The organism is Pseudomonas sp. Marseille-Q5117, assembly GCF_946901175.1.
Taxonomy (GTDB): domain Bacteria; phylum Pseudomonadota; class Gammaproteobacteria; order Pseudomonadales; family Pseudomonadaceae; genus Aquipseudomonas; species Aquipseudomonas iranensis.
Genome location: NZ_CAMPPP010000005.1, coordinates 168,062 through 188,890, shown reverse-complemented (window position 1 = coordinate 188,890; position 20,829 = coordinate 168,062). Strand labels below are relative to the sequence as shown.

Genomic DNA, 20,829 nt, shown 5'->3' with positions numbered 1-20,829 from the left:
CGCGTGTAGGAAAATGCCATCATTTGTGTGAGAAAAATGGATCCATGGCGGGGTTTTGGGGCAAACTCTCGGGTTTTCAACAGTTCGACAAGGCTGCCCCATGTCCTCTCCGTCCTCGGTTGATGAACAACGGTTCCGCAAACTTCTGAGTCGCAACGTCAGCCTGCCGCTGGGCGTCGGCGTGCTCAGCGCCGTGTTCTTCGTCTCGCTGATCACTTATTTGCTGTCGGTCATCCAATGGGTCGAGCACACCGACCGGGTGATCAATAACGCCAATGAAGCGGTGAAGCTCACCGTTGATCTGGAAACCGGCATGCGCGGCTATCTGCTCAGCGGTGACGAGCACTTCCTCGACCCGTATGAGATCGCCAAGCCGCGCATTGATGTTGCCCTCAATACGTTGCTGGAGCTGACCGCCGATAATCCGGTGCAGACCGATCGCCTGCGCCGTTTGCAAGCCTTGCAGGTGGAGTGGGCCAATTACGCGCAGTCGATGATCGATCTGCAGCGCAGCAGCGGTGATTATCGCGGCGCGGTCAAGGCCGGGCGGGGCAAGCGCCTGACCGATGAGATCCGCAAGCAATTCGAGGACGTCATCGAGACCGAGCAAGTGCTGCGCGCCACGCGCAACGAGGATGTGCGTCGCACCACCATCTGGAGCATCACCCTTTATCTGATTTTCATCGTCGGTATCAGTGGGTTGCTGGCCTACATCGGCCGCCGTGATTTGCTCAACCTGTCGACCAACTACAGCGCCAACCTCGCCGCGCAGCTGGCCAGCGCTGAACGCCTCGAGAAACAGGCGTGGCTACGCAACGGCCAGACACAATTGGCCGAGCAGGTGCTGGGGCAACTGACGCTGAACCTGCTGGGGCGCAACATTCTGCAATTCTGCGCGCAATACCTCGGCACTGCCGTCGCCGCGCTTTATGTGCGTGAAGAGCATGGCGGCCTCAAGCGCGTGGCGACTTATGGTTTCTCCCGCGAGCAGGAAGAGCTCAATCAAACGATCTACAGCGGCGAAGGCATCGTCGGCCAAGTCGCAGAACAAGCGCGCCTGATCCGTCTCGACGCGGTCCCGGGCGACTATTTCAAAGTCAGCTCCGGTCTCGGCGCAGGCCTGCCGCACAGTGTGCTGGTGGTGCCGACCAGCGATGACGATCGGGTCAACGGTGTGATCGAGCTGGGCTTCCTGCGTCCGCTGTCCGAGCGCGACATCGAATTGCTGGAATTGATTGCCGGCAACATCGGCACCTCGATCGAAGCGGCGCGTTACCGTCAGCGCTTGCAGGAAGTGCTCGCCGAAACCCAGCAGCTCAATGAAGAGCTGCAAGTGCAGCAGGAAGAGCTGAAGACTGCCAACGAAGAGCTGGAAGAACAGTCGCGGATTCTCAAGGAATCCCAGGCGCATCTGGAAACCCAGCAAGTGGAGCTGGAGCAGACCAACGAGCAGCTCGCCGAGCAGCGCGATGCGATGGACAAGAAAAACACCGAGCTGAATCATGCGCAGATCCAGCTTGAAGAGCGTGCCGAAGAGCTGCAACGCTCGAGCAAGTACAAGTCCGAATTCCTCGCCAACATGTCCCACGAACTGCGCACGCCGCTAAACAGTTCGCTGATTCTGGCCAAGCTGCTGGCGGAGAACCCGCAGCAGAATCTGTCGGCGGAACAGGTCAAGTTTGCCGAGTCGATCTATTCGGCCGGCAACGATCTGCTCAACCTGATCAACGACATTCTCGACATTTCCAAGGTCGAGGCCGGCAAGCTTGAAGTGATTGCCGAAAACACCCGCGTCGATCGTCTGGTCGACGGCTTGCGTTCGATGTTCGAACCGTTGGCGGCGGACAAGAAACTGGCCTTCAGCGTCGAAGTTCAGCCGGACGCCCCTGGCTTGCTGTTCACCGACCGTCAGCGTCTGGAGCAGGTGATCAAGAACCTGCTGTCCAACGCGATCAAGTTCACTGAGCACGGCGCCGTAAGCCTGACCATCACTGCGCAGCCGAACGATCATATCGCCTTCAGCGTCAAGGATTCCGGGATCGGTATCGCCGCCGATCAGCAGGAAAGTATCTTCGAGGCGTTCCGTCAGGCGGATGGCACCACTAATCGCAAGTACGGCGGCACCGGTCTGGGCCTGTCAATCTCGCGGGATCTGGCAACGTTGCTTGGCGGTTCGATCAGCGTCGACAGCGTGCCAGGGCAGGGCAGCACGTTTACGCTGGTGTTGCCGCGCCAGTATCACGAGTTCGGCGAAACGCCGGCCGCGCCGCTGACGTTCCACCCGGCACCTGTGACGCCTGCGCCAGTTGCTGTTGCGGCTCCGCTCGCATCGGCGATTCCGGCAGTCATCCCGCGCTTTGCCGACGATCGCGACAAGGCACCGTTCGCCACCCGCTGCATTCTGGTGGTGGAGGACGAGCCGAACTTCGCCCGTATCCTCTATGACCTGGCCCATGAGTTGGGCTACATGTGTCTGGTCGCCCACGGCGCTGACGAAGGTTACGACCTGGCGCGCGAATTCGTGCCGGATGCGATCCTGCTCGACATGCGCCTGCCGGATCATTCCGGTCTGACTGTGCTGCAACGCCTGAAAGAACGCGCCGAAACCCGGCACATTCCGGTGCACGTGATTTCCGTGGAAGACCGCGTCGAAGCCGCCATGCACATGGGCGCGATCGGCTACGCCGTGAAGCCGACCACCCGCGAAGAGCTCAAGGACGTGTTCGCTCGTCTCGAAGCCAAGCTGACGCAGAAGGTCAAACGCGTGCTGCTGGTCGAAGACGACGATCTGCAACGCGAAAGCATCGCGCGGCTGATTGGCGACGAAGACATCGAAATCACTGCCGTCGGCCTGGCCCAGGACGCCCTGGAACTGCTGCGCACGACCATCTACGACTGCATGGTCATCGACCTCAAGCTGCCGGACATGCTCGGCAACGATCTGCTCAAGCGCATGTCCACCGAGGACATCTGCTCGTTCCCGCCGGTCATCGTTTATACCGGCCGCAATCTGACCCGCGATGAAGAGGCCGAACTGCGCAAGTATTCGCGCTCGATCATCATCAAGGGCGCGCGCTCCCCGGAGCGGTTGCTCGATGAGGTCACACTCTTTCTGCACAAAGTCGAATCGCAGCTGTCCCATGAACGGCAGAAGATGCTCAAGACCGCGCGCAGCCGCGACAAGGTCTTTGAAGGTCGCAAAGTGCTGCTGGTGGACGACGATGTGCGCAACATCTTCGCCCTGACCAGCGCGCTGGAACACAAAGGCGCAGTCGTGGTGATCGGCCGTAATGGCCGCGAAGCGATTGAGAAACTTCATGAAGTCGAGGACATCGACCTGGTGCTGATGGACGTAATGATGCCGGAAATGGATGGCTTCGAAGCCACCATGGAAATCCGCAAGGATCCGCGCTGGCGCAAGCTGCCGATCATCGCGGTGACGGCCAAGGCCATGAAGGACGATCAGGAGCGCTGCCTGCAAGCGGGCGCCAACGATTACCTGGCCAAGCCCATCGACCTTGATCGTCTGTTCTCGCTGATACGTGTGTGGTTACCGAAAATGGAACGCATCTAGTGGAACGCAGCAGTTCAGCCGAGCGCAACAGCGAAATCGAATTACGCTTGTTGATCGAGGCGATCTACCTGAAATACAGCTATGACTTTCGCGACTACTCCGGCGCTTCGATCAAGCGCCGGGTGCAGCACGCGCTGAGTCAGTTCGAATGCGCGACCATTTCGGCCCTGCAGGAAAAAGTCCTGCACGACCCGACGGCGTTCATGCAACTGCTGCAACTGCTGACGATCCCGGTCAGCGAGATGTTCCGTGATCCGTCGCACTTCCTGGCGATCCGCAAGGAAGTGGTGCCGCTGCTGCGCACCTATCCGTCGCTGAAGATCTGGATCGCCGGTTGCAGCACGGGCGAGGAGGTCTATTCGATGGCGATTCTGCTGCGCGAAGAAGGCTTGCTCGACCGCACGATCATCTACGCCACCGACATCAACCCGCGCTCGCTGGAGAAGGCCAAGCAAGGGATTTTCTCCATGGAAAACGTCCGCGCCTACACTGCCAACTATCAGCAGGCCGGCGGTCAGCGTTCGTTTGCCGATTACTACACGGCAGCCTACGGCTACGCGATTTTCGACAAGAGCCTGTGCGAGAACGTGACGTTCGCCGACCACAGCCTGGCCACCGACAGCGTGTTCTCCGAAACCCAGTTGATTTCCTGCCGCAACGTGCTGATCTATTTCAACAAGAAGTTGCAGGACAGGGCGTTCGGGCTGTTCCATGAATCGTTGTCGCATCGCGGCTTTCTGGTGCTGGGCAGCAAGGAAACCCTGGATTTTTCCAACTATTCGAGCCAGTTCGAGGCGTTGGTCAAACAAGAACGGATCTACCGCAAATCATGAACGACACCCCGAGCCTGCCTCGCATCGAGGCCGTCGTGATCGGCGCCTCCGCAGGCGGTGTCGAGGCGTTGCTGACCCTGCTCGGGCCATTGCGCAAAGGCTATGTGCTGCCGATCATCATCGTTCTGCATCTGCCGGAAGAGCGCCGCAGTCATCTGGCCGAAGTGTTCTCCCGCCGTGTGGCGATGCCGGTCAAGGAAGCTGAAGACAAGCAGGACATTGAAGCCGGCACGGTGTATTTCGCCACGCCCGGTTATCACTTGTCGGTCGAAGCGGATCGCAGCCTGTCGCTGAGCCTGGAGGATCGCGTGCATCATTCGCGGCCGTCTATTGATTACCTGTTTGAATCGGCCGCTGACGTTTACCGCGAGACACTCGCCGCCGTGCTGCTGACCGGCGCCAATCAGGATGGCGCGCGCGGGCTGGCCTGCGTCAAGCGCTGCGGCGGCCTGACCATTGTTCAAGACCCCGATGATGCACAAGTCGCCACCATGCCCCAGGCTGCACTGAACGTTCTGCAGCCGGATCATGTCCTACCCATTCACGGCATCGGCCGTCTGCTAGTCGAGCTGGAACGAATCGCATGCTGAGTAATATCCAAGCCAAACTGTTGATCGTTGACGATCTGCCAGAAAACCTGCTGGCGCTGGAAGCGCTGATCAAGCGCGAGGATCGCACGGTCTACAAGGCTCTGTCGGCGGACGAAGCACTGTCGCTGTTGCTGCAACACGAATTCGCCATGGCCATTCTCGACGTGCAGATGCCGGGCATGAATGGCTTCGAATTGGCCGAGTTGATGCGCGGCACCGAGAAGACCAAGAACATTCCGATCATTTTCGTCAGCGCCGCTGGCCGTGAACTCAACTACGCGTTCAAAGGCTATGAAAGCGGTGCTGTGGACTTCCTGCACAAGCCGCTGGACATTCATGCGGTGAAGAGCAAGGTCAACGTTTTCGTCGATCTGTATCGCCAGAGCAAGGCCATGAAACAGCAGGTCGAGGCGCTCGAGCAGGCCCGCCGTGAGCAGGAAGCGCTGCTGCAACAGCTGCAAAGCACGCAGCTTGAGCTGGAACAAGCGGTGCGCATGCGCGATGACTTCATGTCCATCGTTGCCCACGAGGTGCGCACGCCGCTCAATGGGCTGATTCTTGAAACCCAGCTGCGCAAAATGCACCTGGCGCGGGACAACGCCGCGGCGTTCACCCTCGACAAGATGCAGGCGATGGTCGACCGCGATGAGCGGCAGATCAAAAGTCTGATCCGTCTGATCGAAGACATGCTCGATGTCTCGCGGATACGCACCGGCAAACTGTCGATCCGCCCGAGTCGTTTCGATCTGGTGCAACTGGTCAGCAATCTGCTGCAAAATTTTGCACCGCAAATGGAAGCGGCGGAAACCAGCGTTTCCTTTGAGGCGTCCGAGCCGGTCGAAGGTTGCTGGGACGAGTTCCGCATCGAGCAAGTGGTGTCCAATCTGCTGACCAACGCCTTGCGTTACGGCGGTCGCAGCCCGATTCAGGTGCGCGTCTATCGCGAAGCTGACGAGGCTCGGGTCGAGGTCCAGGATCACGGCATCGGCATCAGCGCAGAGAACCAGAAGCGTATTTTTCAGCAGTTCGAACGGGTGTCCGCCAAGACGGTGGTGGCCGGGCTCGGGCTGGGTCTGTTCATTTCCGAGCAGATCGTCGCCGCCCATGGCGGCTCCATCGTCGTCGAGAGTGAAATCAACGAAGGCGCCCTGTTTCGCGTTTGTCTGCCGATCCAGGAAAACGGCATATCCGACGCAACCTCTGAGTGACCACACGGTCGTATCAGCAGCTATTGACCGAACAAAGGCTTCCCATGAGCGTAGATGCGCAAGATGTAGTACTCGTCGTCGAAGACGAACCGGTTATCTTGATGGTCCTGACGGATTACCTGTCAGGGCAGGGCTATCGCGTGTTGCAAGCGGAAAATGGCGAGCAGGCTTTCGAGATCCTCGCCAGCAAACCTCACCTGGACATGCTGATTACCGATTTCCGCCTGCCGGGCGGGATCTCCGGCGTGCAGATTGCCGAGCCAGCGGTGAAATTGCGACCGGACCTCAAAGTGATTTTCATCAGCGGCTACCCGCAGGAAATCCGTGAAACCGGCAGCCCGATCACCAGCAAGGCACCGATCCTGGAAAAACCGTTCGATCTGGATGTGTTGCAGGAAAAGATTCAGGAACTGCTGGCCTGATGGTCATGCAGGAGCTGCCGAGCCTTCGGCAGCTCCTGCATGAGAATCAGCTATTGATCATCTCGCGCACCTTGGCGGTGAGCAGATCAAAGGTGAAGGGCTTGGTGATCATCTGCATTCCCGAGTCGAGGAAGCCACCGCGCACCGCCGCGTGCTCGGCATAACCGGTGATGAACAACACTTTCAGACCTGGCCGGTATTGCCGACCAACCTCCGCCAGTTGACGACCGTTCATCCCCGGCAGGCCAACGTCGCTGATGAGCAAATCAATACGCTGCGTCGAATTTAGAATCGGCATGGCGCCGTCGGCATCACCGGCCTCCACGAACGCATAACCCAACTCACTGAGCACGGCGCTGACCAACACGCGCACAGCCGGATCGTCTTCGACGATGAGTACGGTTTCGCCATCCATCGCATACGGAGCCTGCTGCGAATCCGAGACGGGAATTTCCACTTCTTCACCACGGAAACGCGGCAGGTAGAGTTTTACCGTGGTGCCTTGATCGACTTCACTGTCGATCGACACATGCCCGCGCGACTGCTTGCTGAAGCCATAGATCATCGACAGTCCGAGGCCGGTGCCCTGGCCGATCGGCTTGGTCGTAAAGAACGGATCGAACGCGCGGCTGACCACACTCTGCGGCATGCCGCTACCGTTGTCAGTGACGCTGAGCATCACGTAATCGCCCGGCTCCAGATTGCTGTAAGCGGCGGTGAAGTCGCTATGCAGGACCTGATTGCTGGTTTCCACCACCAGTTTGCCACCCTCGGGCATCGCATCACGGGCATTGATGACCAGGTTGAGCAGGGCGCTCTCGAGTTGATTGGGATCGGCCTCGGCAACCCAGAGGTTGTCGTCCAGGCGCATTTCCAGATGAATGCTCTCATTGAGGCTGCGTTGCAGCAGCTCGCCCATCGACAGCACCAGCGTGTTCATCTGCACGGCTTTCGGGTCGAGCGATTGCCGGCGGGAGAACGCCAACAAGCGGTGAGTCAGGCCGGCGGCGCGGTTGGCGGAGGTCACGCCTAGATCGATCAGGCTGTCGAGGTCTTCGGTCCGGCCCCGGGCCAGACGTCGGCGCAGCAGTTCCAGGCTACCGATGATGCCGGTGAGCATATTGTTGAAGTCGTGAGCGATGCCGCCAGTAAGTTGGCCGACCGCTTCCATTTTCTGCGATTGGCGCAGCGCTTCTTCGTTGTGGCGAAGCTGTGCGGTGCGCTCTTCAACCTGTTGCTCGAGGGTTTCCAGAGTCGATTGCAGGCGTCGTTCGCTTTCACTCAGGTCGATCAGCCGATCGCGCGCTTCATATTGTCGTCGCCGCCCGCGCAGGGCGGCGGAGACCAGACTGACCAGCGTCGCGGGATGGAAGGGGCGCTCGAGAAAAGTCACGTTGCCGAGCAGGGTGCTGAGGCGCGACGGCGGCCCTTGTTCATCGCCGCCATGATGAGTCAGCAGTACGATGGGCATGTCCGACCACGCGGGCTGCTGGTCAAGGTAGGCGATAAGCCCTTCGAGTTCCGGTCCGCGCAACGCTTCAGCAGCAATCAGCAGCAACCCGGCACCGACCTCCAGTTCGGTGCACAGAGCGCCGAGATTCGGCGCCACCATGCCGCCGTAACCGGCTTCGTTGAGAATCATCAACGCGATCTGGCTGTCACGACCCATGGGCGCCAGAACCAGCACCCGCTCGGCCAACGGCGTGTTGACCGTCACAAGCTTTCATCCTCAAGCAATGGATTGCTCGCTCCCATGTAGGTCGGCACGCCACGCAGCACGCCCTGGAACGATTCCAGCGGTTGGCCGATGGTCATGCCACGCGAGGAGATCCGGTATTCACGGATGGTCGACTCGTGGTTGCCGGTACGTTTCTTGATAATCGAGATCGCCCGGCGGACTTTGCCGAGGGCTTCGAAGTAGCGCAACAGAATCACCGTGTCGGCCAGGTAAGTGATATCGACCGGCGCCTGCATATCGCCCACCAGACCGTGCTGGGCGACCGTCATGAAGGTGGCCGCGCCTTTGCGGTTAAGGTACAGCAGCAGCTCGTGCATGTGCAGCACCAGCGCGTTTTCTTCCGGCATCGCCGCTTGATAGCCGTTGATGCTGTCGATCACCACGGTTTTGATACCCAGCTCATCGACGCAACGGCGCACGCGATGGGACAACTCACCGGGAGACAATTCGGCGGCGTCTACTTGTTCGATCAGCAGATTACCGGTGGCCTGCAAGGCTTTGAGGTCGATGCCCAGATGACGCATGCGTTCGAACAGCAGGCCCAGCTCTTCATCGAAAATGAACAGCGCGGCTTTTTCGCCTCGGGCCACCGCTGCGGCGGCGAAGATCATCGAAATCATCGATTTGCCGGTACCGGCCGGGCCGAGAATCAGCGTGCTTGAGCCGGTCTCGATGCCGCCGCCGAGCAGGGCGTCCATTTGCGGGATGCCGCTGGACAGCTGCAGACGTGGGTAGTCACCGCGATGTTCCGCCGCTACCAGGCGTGGGAAAACATGGACGCCGTCGCCCATGATGGTGAAGTCATGGAAACCGCCACGGTATTTCTGCCCGCGATATTTGACCACTCGTACGCGACGACGCTCGGCGCCGTAGCTTGGCGTCAGCTCTTCAAGGCGAATCACGCCGTGGGCGACACTGTGCACGGTCTTGTCGAGGGATTCTGTAGTCAGGTCATCGAGCAGCAGGACGGTGGCGTCGTAGCGCACGAAGTAATGCTTGATCGCCAGAATCTGGCGACGATAGCGCAACGAGCTCTGCGCCAGCAGACGGATCTCCGAAAGGCTGTCGAGCACTACACGGGTCGGTTTGAAGCGTTCGACCACTTCGAAAATCTGCCTGGTCGCCTCGCCCAGTTCAAGGTCCGAGGAATACAGCAGGCTTTGCTGATGTTCGGCATTGAGCAGGCTTTCCGGCGGTGTCAGCTCGAAGATCTTGATGTTCTCGTTCAGCTCCCAGCCGTGGGAGAGCGCACCTTGACGCAGTTCTTTCTCGGTTTCCGAGAGAGTGATGTACAAGCAACGTTCCCCGGCCAGCGCACCGGCGCGGAGGAAATGCAAAGCCACGGTGGTTTTGCCGGTTCCGGGTTCCCCTTCGAGCAAAAACACATGGCCGCGGGACAGGCCACCGGCAAGGATGTCATCCAGACCTACGATGCCGACGGCGGCCTTTGCACTGATCAACTCGTTTGATGTAGTCAAAAAACGCCCTCTTATGACTAGGGTAATCCGGCGGCTGGCTTAAGTGAGCCGCCTGAATAACTTGACCTCAGGGCATGTTCACGGTTCCGCTTTTTCTTTCGACAGGTGGTTGATTGCACCCGCTTTACCTTGATTAAAGACCCTGTTGCAGGGCCGGGTCGTCCGGATTGAGCTGCTCCAGTTGCGCCAGCAGAATCTGCACATTCTGCAACTGGCCGCTTTCCTTCCAATAGTTGATCAGCAGCACCCGCGCCTTGCGGTCGGCGGGGTGGCGCTGGACGATTTCCTGCAATTGTTTCTGCGCCGCTTCCAGTTCTTCCGCGCTGTGCAGAGTGGTGGCGAGGTCGTAGCGATAATCCTTGTTGTCCGGTTCCAGCTCGACTGCTTTGGACAGGCCGAGCAGGGCATATTCGCGCTGGCCGTGGTGCAGCAGCCACAGGCCGAGGGCATGTTGCAGATAGGCCGAATCGGGCTGCGCCTTGAGTTGGCGGGCGAGCAACTGGCGAGCGGCATCGCTCTGGCCCTGGCGGTCGAGCACATCGATCTGCATGACCAGCGCCGGCAGGTTGCCCGGTTCCAGGCGCAAGGTATTGTCCAAAGCCTGTTGGGCCTGTTTGTATTCGGCGTTGTGAATATAGAGACGGGCCAGTTGCGCATAGTTGGCGGCGCTTTCCGGCTGGCTTTCCAAGGTCTGTTGCCAGCCGTCGATGGCCTGCTGTAGCGGTGCGAAATACAGGCCGAGCTCGTCCGGGGCCAGGCCGAGCAGGGCATTGATCGCGGCGAAACGGACAGTTTGTTCTTCATCATCAAGCAACGGTCCTAGCAGCAGACTGCGCTGCCCGCCGGGCACCAGACCGACGATGCTTTTGATCGCTGCGACGCGCACTTGCGGCGCTTCGTGATGCAAGTCGATGTCCGCCAGCTTCAACGCCTGCGGACTGGGGTAATTGGGCAGTTCGCCATGCAGCCAGACCCGGCGCTTGACCGAGATGTCCGGGCGGCCCAATTGCTGGTACAACTGGCGCGCCGCTCCGGGTTCACCGGTGCGCGCGGCGTTCAGCGCTTCGCTGTAGCCATGTTTGATAGCATCGGGGATGGTCGGAGTGCTGCTGCGCCAGGACAGCCAGACGACGCCGAGGATCAGTACGAGGCCTAAGCCGATCAGCAGGTTGCGGCGGGACTGAGTCATGCGGGTTTCCGAAAGCTTCGAACTTGAGCAGAGCGGCAAGCTTCGTTCAGCTTGGCGCGTGAGTCAAACCGTTGCCGGCGAATCGTCCTACAACACGTGTCGACTGTGAAATCCGTCAGGCTTTTGCTGCAATGTCTACGCTTGCAGAAGTCGTTTTAAAGAGAGTGCCCATGTCTGCGCTGTACACCTATTTCAAGGCTTTGATCCATCCCGGTCAGGCTGTTCTGCTGTTTGCCCTGCGGACCATCGCCGCCGGGCTGTTGACCCTTTATCTGGCGTTCATCTTCGATCTCGAACAGCCGAAGTGGTCAATCATGGCCGTGGTGATCGTCAGCCAGCCACTGGCAGGGATGGCACTGGCGCGCAGTTTCGGCCAGGTGATCGGCACCACCGTGGGTGCGGCGGTGGCGGTGCTGATCATGGCGATTTTCCCTCAGGCGCCGCTGCCGTTCATCACGACATTGGCGTTGTGGCTGGCGCTGTGCACGGCGGGCGGCACCTTGTTGCGCTACACCAGCTCCCAGGCGTTCGTGCTTAGTGGCTACACCGCAGTGGTTGTGGCCTTGCTGGCGATTCCGGATCAGGACGGCACCTTTCTGCTAGCGGTTACCCGTGTCACCGAAACCTTGTTGGCGGTGGCTTGTGTCTGCGTGGTCAGTTTGCTCACGGCACGGCCTGAAGCTGTCGCCAAGGGCTATTTCGCCAAAATCGATCAGGTCATCAAACTGGCCGCCAGCCACGCCGCCGAGGTGCTTCGCACGGAAGAAAGCGAAGCCGATTTCCAGCGCCGGCAGATGCAACTGCTCGGTGAGATCAGCGCGCTGGAAGGTTTGCGCCGTCATTTGTATTTCGATGCCCCACGTTTGCGCAGTGCCGACAACCTGGTATTGCTGCTCGGCAATCAACTGATGCTGCTGACCTCGCGACTGACCGCGCTGCGTCATCAGCGTGAATTGCTCATCGAACGCTGGGAGGGCGATCTGCCGCTGGAGGTCCAGCAGCTGCGTGCCGAGGAGTTGGCGTTGCTTGAGCAGCTGGCGCAACAGGGTCGCGCGCTGTCTGGCGCCGATCGGCAGCGTTTCGTTACCTTGCAGCAACAGTTCGAAGCATTGGCGTACAAGGCCGAGCAGCAGACCGAGAACATGAGCGCGACCCTGCGTTCATTGGCTTGGGCGCTGCGTTGGGAGCAGGCGCGCCTGTTGCAGCAACTTGAGCAGATCCTCGAACTGAGCGACGCGATTCAGGAAGGGCGCCCGGCCAGTTGTCTCTATCGCGGCCAGAGCAGTCCGTTGCATCTGGATTTCACCTTGGCTTCGATGAATGCGATCCGTGCCTTTACCGCGCTGTTGGTCAGCGGGTTGATCTGGATCGAAACCGCCTGGGATGGCGCGCGCGGCGGAATGATTCTGGTGGGGATTCTCTGCTCGCTGATGGCGACTTTTCCGCGTCCGCTGATGGCTGCGCAAAGCTATGCGCGAGGCTTGGGTCTGGCGCTGGTGGTGTCGGCGTTCTATCAATTCATGCTGGTGCCGGCGATCAGTGATTTCGAGCTGCTGGCCTTGCTGCTGGCGCCGCTGCTTTATGCCATTGCCGTGGGAATTTCCAGTCCGGCCACCGCCGGCATAGGCATGGGCCTTGGGCTGTCGAGTTTTCTCATGCTCGGGCCGCAAAACACCGGTACTGGGCAGAATACGGCAATCCAATGGTTCGAATTCGCCGGCGCCTACGTCAGCGCAGCGATGCTGGCCCTGATCGTTTATGCGCTGATCTTCCCGTTCCGCCCGGGCTTGCGCATCCGGCGCCTGTATGGCGAAGCGCGGGAGCAGGTGTACCAACTGAGCAAAATGCCTGCGACCGATGAACAACAATTCGCTTTCGAGAGTCGGATGACCGATCGCCTGACCAGCATGCTTGGCCTGCTGCCAGCGGCGAACGATCGTGCCATGCAGCGCTTGTATGAAATCAGCCTGGCATGCGTGGCCTTGGGCGTGGCCATGCATCAGCTGCGGCAGCAGGCGCAGAACAACGCACTACTTACCGATGCGTTCGGCCAACGCCTGGCGTCGGCGTTGCGCAAGACTGGTCGTTTGGTTGCCGGTCGCGACGATGTCCAGCTTGCGGCGCTGCTGGCCACGTTGCACCAACTCGGAGATGAGCTGGACGAGCTGCACGCCACCAGTCATGAACATCTTTGGTCGGTGTTTCGCATGCGTGTGGCGCTGCTGATTGTGGTGTCGTTCCTCGAGCGGCACGGCGATTATTTGCAACCTCAAGGCCTGGAAGGAGAACCGCAACTTGCCCATTGATTTCGAAATTGGCGGCGTTTATCTGCCGCCGATTGCCCAGGCACTGTTACTGGCGATTCCGATTTTCATGTTGCTGGACTGGTGTCTGCGGCGCCTCGGCGTGCTGCGCCTGGTGTGGCATGAAGCACTGTTCGAAGGCGCGCTGTATGCCTGTGTCTGCGCCACGCTGATTCTGTTGATGGGAGCCTGATGTCTTGAAAGCACTAGTTGCACGAATGATGACCGTGGCAGTGGTGATCCTGGCGATCGTCCTCGGCTGGTTCGCCTGGGAGTATTACACCCGCGCGCCGTGGACACGGGATGCTCGGGTGAGGGCGGATGTGGTGACGCTGTCGGCGGATGTTTCGGGGCGAATCGTCAAACTGGCAGTGCAGGACAACCAGCATGTCGATAAGGGTCAGTTATTGCTGGAGATCGATCCGGCGCGCTATCAACTGGCGGTCGAACATGCCCGGCGTTCGGTGGAAGTGTCCAAGGCCTCGCTGGGGCAATCGCAAGCGGCAATCGTCGCCAGTGAGGCGTTGCTCAAACAACGTCAGAGCGAGGAGCGCCGCCGCCGTACGCTGAAGCAGGGCTTCGCGATTTCTGGTGAAGAATGGGAGAAGGCCAGTACCGACGTAGCGGTTGCCCAGGCGGATCTATTGCGCAATCAGGCCAACCTCGGGCTGGCCGAAGCCAATGTGCAACTGGCAATTGCCGCGCTGACCCAAGCCGAACTGGACTTGCAGCGCACCCGCGTTGAATCGCCAGTGAGCGGCTATGTCACCAACCTGCTGACCCGCCAAGGTGATTACGCACAGGCGGGCGGCGCACTCTTGGCGCTGGTCGACAGCGATTCCTTTTATGTCAGCGGTTACTTCGAGGAAACCAAGTTGCCGCGAATCGAGGAGGGTGATCGGGTACGCATTCAATTGATGAGCGGTGAGCGTTTCGGCGGCACGGTAGAAAGCATCGCCTTTGCCATCGCTGACCGCGAAAACGCGCCGGGCAGTCGTCTGCTGGCAAACATCAACCCGAGTTACACCTGGGTGAAACTGGCGCAACGGGTGCCGGTGCGCATTGGCATTGATGGTGACTTTGCCGGCAAGCATCGCCTGCGCGCCGGTACCACCGCCACCGTCACCGTCCTGGAACCCTGATCCCCGGTAGGAGCTGTGTTGATCGTTCCCACGCTCCGCGTGGGAATGCAGCCCGTGACGCTCCGCGTCACTGGACGCGGAGCGTCCCTTGAGGCATTCCCACGCGGAGCGTGGGAACGATCAACAACAAAAAATCCCAGTGCTGCAAACAGGCATAAAAAAACCCCGCGACCGAATGATACGCGGGGCAAAAAATTTGGTTGGTTGCGGCCAACCAAAGGAGCTCTTTAACAATCTTTACTTGCTGGCAACTGTCTCCGGCTGCCAGCCACCGCCGAGGGCCTTGTAGATTGCGACGATGCCGCGATACAGCTCGACTTCGGCCTGAGCCTGAGTGTCTTCGGCGTTCAGGCGCTCACGCTGGGCGTCGAGCAGGACGAGGAAATCGGTGGTGCCTTCGCGATAGCGGATTTCCGCCAGATCGGCAGCCTTGCGGCTCGATTCGCTCTGACGGATCAGCGAGATCAGACGTTGCTGACGCTTGCCGTAATCGCTGAAGGCGTTTTCCGATTCTTCGAGAGCCAGCAGTACTTGTTGCTCGTAGTTGGCCAGCGCGCCTTCGGCGTCAGCGTCGGCGCCGCGCAAACGAGCGCGAACGCTACCCAGGTCAAACGCCGCCCAGGTGATGCTCGGGCCGAGCGCCCAGGCGTTGGCCGCCGAAGAACCGATCTGCGACCCACGCCCGGCGGTCCAGCCGAGGAAGCCGCTGAGGCTGACCCGGGGAAACAGATCGGCCTTGGCCACGCCGATACGCGCGGTGGCCGAAGCCAGTTGCCGTTCGGCGCTGAGGATGTCCGGACGACGTTGCAGCAGTTCACCCGGATCACCGATCGGCAGCGCCTTGGCGATGGCCGGCAGATCTTTCGGGCTCAGGTCGACGGTCAGCTTGTCCGGGCGTTCGCCGAGCAGGGTGGCGATACGGTTTTTCTGCCGAACCTGTTCCGCCTGCAACTGCGGCACGGTGGCTTCGACGTTGGCCAGGCGCGCATCGGCGCGCTCGACATCAAGCTGATCACCGACACCGGCGTCACGCAGGCTGATGGTGATCTTGCGCGACTCCTGCTGGTTGTTCAGGTTGGCCACGGCGATTTTTTCCCGCAGCTGGGCGCCGCGCAGTTGACCGTAGGCGTCGACCAGTTCGGCAATCATCGTGACTTGCAGTTGGTACAGATCGGCTTCGGCGGCCTGCTGGTCGGCATCACTGGCTTCCAGATTGCGCTGGATGCGGCCGAACAGGTCGAGCTCCCAGGCCATGTCCAGACCGAGGTCATAGCGCTCGCTATTGACCCGGTCGGTGGTCTGGCCGGGAATCTGACCCTTGCCCAAGTCACTGCTGGCGCGGCTGGTGATGGTCGGCATCGCGTCGTTGCTGGCGTCGTCGCGGATTGCCCGGGCGGCTTTCCAGCGGGCGAACGCCACGCGCAGTTCACGGTTGCCTTGCAGCGACTGGCTCACCAACTGGTTCAGGGTCGGATCGTCGAATTGCTGCCACCAGATGCCCTCGAATTTCGAACGGTCGAAGTTCTTTTGCCCGGCGGCGCCATCGGTGGCGGTCGTGATGTTGGCCGCCTCCGTGGCCGGGGTCTTGTAGTCGGGGCCGACGGCGCAGGCGCTGAGGGCCAGCACCAGCAGACTCGGCAGGAAGACTTTCAGACTCATTGTTGCGCCTCCAGTGGCTTTTGAAGAGTGTGCGCCTTGGCTGCTTTGCGCTGCTCGCCGCGTTCGACAAAGTTACGGATCAGTACGTAGAACACTGGCGTCAGCAGCAGACCGAAGAAGGTCACCCCGAGCATCCCGGAGAACACCGCCACACCCATGGCGTGACGCATTTCGGCACCGGCGCCGCTGGAGAACACCAGTGGCACCACACCCATGATGAACGCGAACGAGGTCATCAGGATCGGCCGCAGACGCAGGCGGCAGGCTTCCAGCACCGCTGCGAGCGGGTCGAGGCCTTCTTCCTGTTTATCCTTGGCGAACTCGACGATCAGAATCGCGTTTTTACAGGCAAGTCCCACCAGTACGATCAAGCCGATCTGGGTGAAGATGTTGTTGTCACCGCCGGAGATGATCACACCGGTAATGGCCGACAGCAGGGTCATCGGTACGATCAGGATCACCGCCAGTGGCAGGCTCCAGCTTTCGTATTGTGCGGCGAGCACCAGGAACGCCAGCAGTACGCAGAGCGGGAACACGAACAGCGCGGTGTTGCCGGACAGAATCTGCTGGTAGGTCAGGTCGGTCCACTCGTAGGTCATGCCGTTCGGAAGTTCTTCCTTGAGCAGTTTCTCGATGGCTTTTTCTGCCTGGCCAGAGCTGTAGCCCGGGGCTGCGGCACCGTTGATTTCAGCGGTGATGAAGCCGTTGTAGTGCATCACGCGGTCCGGCCCCGAGGTGTCGCTGACCTTGATGAAGGTCGCCAGCGGGATCATTTCGCCTTTGTTGTTGCGTACTTTCAGCTGACCGATCTGATCGGATTCAAGGCGGAACTGCTGTTCGGCCTGAACGTTGACCTGATAGGTGCGCCCGAAGCGGTTGAAGTCGTTGGCATACAGCGAACCCAGATAGATCTGCAGGGTGTCGAAGATGTCGCTGACGGCCACGCCATGGGTCTTGGCTTTTTCGCGGTCGATGGCGGCATCGACCTGCGGCACGTTCACCGTGTAGCTGGTGAACAGGCCGGCCAGTTCCGGCACGTTGTGGCTCTTGTTGATGATGTTCATGGTTTCTTTGTACAGCTCGTCGTAGCCGAGGTTGCCCCGGTCTTCGATCTGCAGGCGGAAACCACCAATGGTGCCCAGGCCTTGTACCGGCGGTGGCGGGGAGATCGCCATGTACGCTTCCTGAATGTTCGCGTACTGGCCGTTCAAGGCGCCGGCAATCGCACCGGCGGACATGCTCGGGTCTTTACGCTCGTCGAACGGTTTCAGCGTCACGAAGACGATGCCGGCGTTCGGGCTGTTGGTGAAACCGTTGATCGACAGGCCCGGGAACGCTACGGCGCTTTCCACGCCCGGCTGTTTCAGCGCGAGGTCGGACATGCGCTTGATCACGTCTTCGGTGCGATCCAGGCTCGCGGCGTCCGGCAATTGCGCGAAGGCCACCAGGTATTGCTTGTCCTGGCCGGGTACGAAACCGGTCGGCGTGCTGGAGAAACCGAAGAAGGTCAGCACCATCAGGCCTGCATACACCAGCAGGGCAATGCCGCTGCTACGGATGACCCGGCGCACGGTGCCGACGTAGCCATGACTGGCACGGTCGAAGAAACGGTTGAACGGACGGAACAGCCAGCCACCGAAGATTCTGTCGAGCACTTTCGAGAAGCGGTCTTTCGGCGCGTCGTGACTTTTCAGCAGCACAGCAGCCAGCGCTGGCGACAGGGTCAGCGAGTTGAACGCCGAGATCACTGTAGAGATCGCGATAGTCAGTGCGAACTGTTTGTAGAACTGCCCGGTGAGGCCGGAAATGAATGCCGCCGGAATGAACACGGCACACAGCACCAGTGCCGTGGCCACGATCGGCCCGGTCACTTCACGCATGGCGCGCTTGGTCGCTTCGACCGGCGTCAGTCCGAGTTCGATGTTCCGTTCGACGTTCTCCACCACGACGATGGCGTCGTCCACCACGATACCGATGGCCAGCACCAGGCCGAACAGCGATAGGGCGTTGAGCGAGAAGCCGAACAGGTGCATGACCGCAAACGTACCGATCAATGATACCGGTACCGCCACCAACGGAATGATCGAGGCGCGCCAGGTCTGCAGGAACAGAATCACCACCAGCACCACGAGGATCAGCGCTTCGAACAGGGTGTGCACCACCGCCTCGATCGAGCCACGAACGAAGATCGTCGGGTCATACACGATGCTGTAATCCATGCCCTGCGGGAAGCCTTTCTTCAGCTCTTCCATCTTGCCGCGCACTTCGTTGGAAATGTCGATGGCGTTGGAGCCGGGACGCTGGAAGATCGGGATTGCCACCGCCGGCTGATTGTTCAGCAGCGAGCGCAAGGCGTATTGGCTGGAACCCAGTTCAATGCGCGCGATGTCCTTCAGGCGAGTGATCTCACCGTCGTCGCCTGCACGAATGACGATGTTCTCGAACTCTTCCTCGGAAACCAGACGGCCTTGGGTGTTGACCGACAGCTGGAAGCTTTGCGCGGTCGGGGCAGGGGGCGCACCCAGTTGACCGGCGGCGACCTGACGGTTCTGCTCGCGAATCGCGGTCACCACATCGGTGGCGGTCAGATTGCGCGAAGCGGTCTTGTTCGGGTCGAGCCAGACACGCAACGAGTAGTCGCCCATACCGAACAACTGCACGTCACCGACACCACCCAGGCGAGCCAGCTCATCCTTGATATTGAGGATCGCGTAGTTGGACAGGTAGAGCATGTCGTAGCGCTTGTCCGGTGAGGTCAAGTGCACAACCATGGTCAGGTCTGGCGAAGCCTTGTCGACGGTGATACCGATGCGCGTCACTTCCTCGGGAAGCTTCGGCTCGGTCCGGGTCACCCGGTTCTGCACCTGCACCTGCGCGTTGTCCAGGTCAGTGCCCAGGGCGAAGGTGATGGTCAGGGTGATCTTGCCGTCAGCGGTCGACTGCGAGGACATGTACAGCATGTTCTCGACGCCAGTGATGGCCTGCTCCAGCGGAGCGGCCACGGTTTCACCGATGACTTTGGGGTTGGCGCCGGGGAAGTTGGCGCGCACGACCACGGTCGGCGGCACGACTTCCGGGTATTCGCTGATCGGCAACTGGAACAGCGAGATCGCACCGGCGATCAGGATCAACAGCGACAGCACCGCTGCGAAGATCGGCCGGGAAATGAAGAATTGGGAAAAATTCATCGGAGTTGTCGTCCCTTAACCGCGTGGGGTCGTAGCAGCCAGCTTCGCAGCCGAACCCGATGCGCCCTTGGCAGGGGCAACTTTGGGCAGGTTGCTGGCTTCCAGCGCTTGACGTTGTTGAGCGAGGGCGGCGAGGGTCTGCTCGCTGGCCATCGGAATCACTTCAGGGGTGACCGGTGAGCCAGGACGAACCCGTTGCAGACCCTTGACGATGATGGTGTCGTCCTTGTTCAGACCGTTGCGGACGATGCGCAGGCCTTCGATTTTCGGACCGAGTTCAACGGCGCGGTAGGCGGTCTTGTTGTCGCCATCCATCACCAGCACGAACTTCTTGCCCAAGTCAGTGCCCACGGCTTCGTCATTGATCAGCATGGCGTTGTAGGTGCCGCTGCCGACCAGTTTCAAGCGAGCGTAGAGGCCAGGGGTGTAGGTGCCGTCAGCGTTGTCGAAGACTGCGCGACCACGGATGGTGCCGGTTTTCGGATTGACCTGGTTGTCGACGAAGTTCATCTGGCCGAGGTGCGGGTTGCCGTCTTCGTTGGACAGGCCCATGTACACCGGCGTGGTGGCGCCGCGCTGGCCGTTGCGGGCCAGTTGGGTGTATTTGAGGAACACGCGTTCGTCGGCGTCGAAGTAGGCGTAGACCTTGTCGGTGGAGACGACGCTGGTCAGCGCGGTGGTGTCGGCGGTCACCAGGTTGCCGGCAGTGATTTCGGCGCGGCTGACGCGGCCGCTGATCGGTGCGGTCACGCGGGTGAAGCTCAGGTTCAGTTTGGCCAGGTCCAGTTGTGCCTGCAGGGCACCAACCGCGGCGCGGGCCTCTTGGGCAGCGCTGGTGCGCGAGTCGGCCAGTTCAGCGGAAATGGCGTTGCTGGTACGCAGGCGTTCGCCGCGAGCGGCTTCGTTTTCGCTGCGAGTGGCGGTGGCGCGGGCTTGAGCAACCAGAGCTTCGAGGCGGCGCACCTCGGCCTGGAACGGACGCGGGTCGATCTGGAACAGCAGGTCGCCTTTCTTGACCAGCGCGCCTTCGGTGAACGCGACCTGATCGATCTGGCCCGAAACCCGTGGGCGGATTTCAACGGTTTCCGGCGCTTCGAGGCGCCCGGTAAATTCGTCCCACTCGTTGACCGGTTGTTCCAGCACCTTGGCTACGCTGACTTTGGCAGCGGGCGGGGCGCCGGCAGTCTCCGGAGTTTTGCCGCAGGCGCTCATCACCAGTACGGCCAGCATGGCCAACGGGAAGCGCAAATGTTTGAGTGATTGTTCCATGGATGCAATCCGCCGAAGTATTGAAGATGGGCGGATGATGCTCGGCGCGGGTGTGATGGCACGAATCGAATGAAGCAAAGGTAACTATCATTCGGAATGATATAAGCGCCGAGGCAGCCCTCTAGGATGCACCTTTCGTTAGGGGGCTAACAATGTGTTTTCTTGCAAATCTGTCTTGCGTGACGAGCAATGATCGAGCAAGGCTTTTACGAGAGGGAAGTCCTGTAAAGAAACGG

General features: G+C 60.3%; 14 protein-coding genes. 8 read left to right on the top strand and 6 right to left on the bottom strand.

All coding sequences use genetic code 11. From position 1 onward, the window contains the following. Window positions 1–100: 100 nt before the first annotated feature. Genes OC605_RS10925 through OC605_RS10905 form a run of 5 tightly spaced genes read left to right on the top strand, consistent with a single transcriptional unit; the run spans window position 101 to window position 6,627 of the window. The gene (locus OC605_RS10925; protein ID WP_130929530.1) at window positions 101–3,574 is read left to right on the top strand and encodes a response regulator; all 3,474 of its coding nucleotides are present in this window, start codon (window positions 101–103) and stop codon (window positions 3,572–3,574) included. Beyond that, complete coding sequence (locus OC605_RS10920; protein WP_262137051.1) at window positions 3,574–4,407, top strand: CheR family methyltransferase; 834 nt, start codon at window positions 3,574–3,576, stop codon at window positions 4,405–4,407. Before OC605_RS10925 ends, OC605_RS10920 begins: the two co-directional genes overlap by 1 nt. Beyond that, window positions 4,404–4,997, top strand: a complete 594-nt coding sequence (locus OC605_RS10915; protein WP_024013083.1) for a chemotaxis protein CheB — start codon at window positions 4,404–4,406, stop codon at window positions 4,995–4,997. The genes OC605_RS10920 and OC605_RS10915 overlap by 4 nt, the downstream gene beginning before the upstream one ends. Beyond that, entirely contained in the window at window positions 4,991–6,205 is a 1,215-nt protein-coding gene (locus OC605_RS10910; protein WP_016774861.1) for a hybrid sensor histidine kinase/response regulator, read from the top strand. Before OC605_RS10915 ends, OC605_RS10910 begins: the two co-directional genes overlap by 7 nt. A 44-nt stretch (window positions 6,206–6,249) precedes the next feature. After that, window positions 6,250–6,627, top strand: a complete 378-nt coding sequence (locus OC605_RS10905; RefSeq protein WP_016774860.1) for a response regulator — start codon at window positions 6,250–6,252, stop codon at window positions 6,625–6,627. 46 nt (window positions 6,628–6,673) lie between these two features. On the opposite strand, the gene OC605_RS10900 is transcribed toward OC605_RS10905, so the two are convergent. The 3 genes from OC605_RS10900 to OC605_RS10890 form a co-directional block, all read right to left on the bottom strand. Continuing rightward, window positions 6,674–8,344, bottom strand: coding sequence for an ATP-binding protein (locus OC605_RS10900; RefSeq protein WP_016774859.1), 1,671 nt, complete (start codon window positions 8,342–8,344; stop codon window positions 6,674–6,676). After that, window positions 8,341–9,843 (bottom strand): ATPase domain-containing protein, encoded by a 1,503-nt coding sequence (locus OC605_RS10895; RefSeq protein WP_024013082.1) that lies wholly within the window; start codon window positions 9,841–9,843, stop codon window positions 8,341–8,343. Before OC605_RS10895 ends, OC605_RS10900 begins: the two co-directional genes overlap by 4 nt. A 133-nt stretch (window positions 9,844–9,976) precedes the next feature. Then, the gene (locus OC605_RS10890) at window positions 9,977–11,032 is read right to left on the bottom strand and encodes a tetratricopeptide repeat protein (RefSeq protein ID WP_122611339.1); all 1,056 of its coding nucleotides are present in this window, start codon (window positions 11,030–11,032) and stop codon (window positions 9,977–9,979) included. A 170-nt stretch (window positions 11,033–11,202) separates the two neighbouring features. Here OC605_RS10890 and OC605_RS10885 point away from each other — a divergent pair, with 170 nt between their 5' ends. The 3 genes from OC605_RS10885 to OC605_RS10875 are packed head-to-tail and all read left to right on the top strand — an operon-like array spanning window position 11,203 to window position 14,477. Further along, on the top strand, window positions 11,203–13,338 hold the full coding sequence (locus OC605_RS10885; protein WP_130902774.1) for an FUSC family protein: 2,136 nt from the start codon (window positions 11,203–11,205) through the stop codon (window positions 13,336–13,338). Beyond that, the gene (locus OC605_RS10880; RefSeq protein ID WP_016774855.1) at window positions 13,328–13,528 is read left to right on the top strand and encodes a DUF1656 domain-containing protein; all 201 of its coding nucleotides are present in this window, start codon (window positions 13,328–13,330) and stop codon (window positions 13,526–13,528) included. Before OC605_RS10885 ends, OC605_RS10880 begins: the two co-directional genes overlap by 11 nt. A gap of 25 nt (window positions 13,529–13,553) precedes the next feature. Further along, on the top strand, window positions 13,554–14,477 hold the full coding sequence (locus OC605_RS10875; RefSeq protein WP_371699471.1) for an HlyD family secretion protein: 924 nt from the start codon (window positions 13,554–13,556) through the stop codon (window positions 14,475–14,477). Window positions 14,478–14,714: 237 nt separating this feature from the next. Here the strand turns inward: OC605_RS10875 and OC605_RS10870 are convergent, their stop codons facing one another. The 3 genes from OC605_RS10870 to mexE are packed head-to-tail and all read right to left on the bottom strand — an operon-like array spanning window position 14,715 to window position 20,593. Then, window positions 14,715–16,136 carry an efflux transporter outer membrane subunit gene (locus OC605_RS10870; RefSeq protein WP_016774854.1) on the bottom strand — a complete coding sequence of 474 codons (1,422 nt, stop codon included), beginning with the start codon at window positions 16,134–16,136 and terminating at the stop codon, window positions 14,715–14,717. Then, window positions 16,133–19,324, bottom strand: coding sequence for an efflux RND transporter permease subunit (locus tag OC605_RS10865; protein ID WP_262137043.1), 3,192 nt, complete (start codon window positions 19,322–19,324; stop codon window positions 16,133–16,135). Before OC605_RS10865 ends, OC605_RS10870 begins: the two co-directional genes overlap by 4 nt. A gap of 15 nt (window positions 19,325–19,339) precedes the next feature. Further along, window positions 19,340–20,593 (bottom strand): multidrug efflux RND transporter periplasmic adaptor subunit MexE, encoded by a 1,254-nt coding sequence (gene mexE, locus OC605_RS10860; RefSeq protein WP_039761553.1) that lies wholly within the window; start codon window positions 20,591–20,593, stop codon window positions 19,340–19,342. Window positions 20,594–20,829 lie beyond the last annotated feature (236 nt).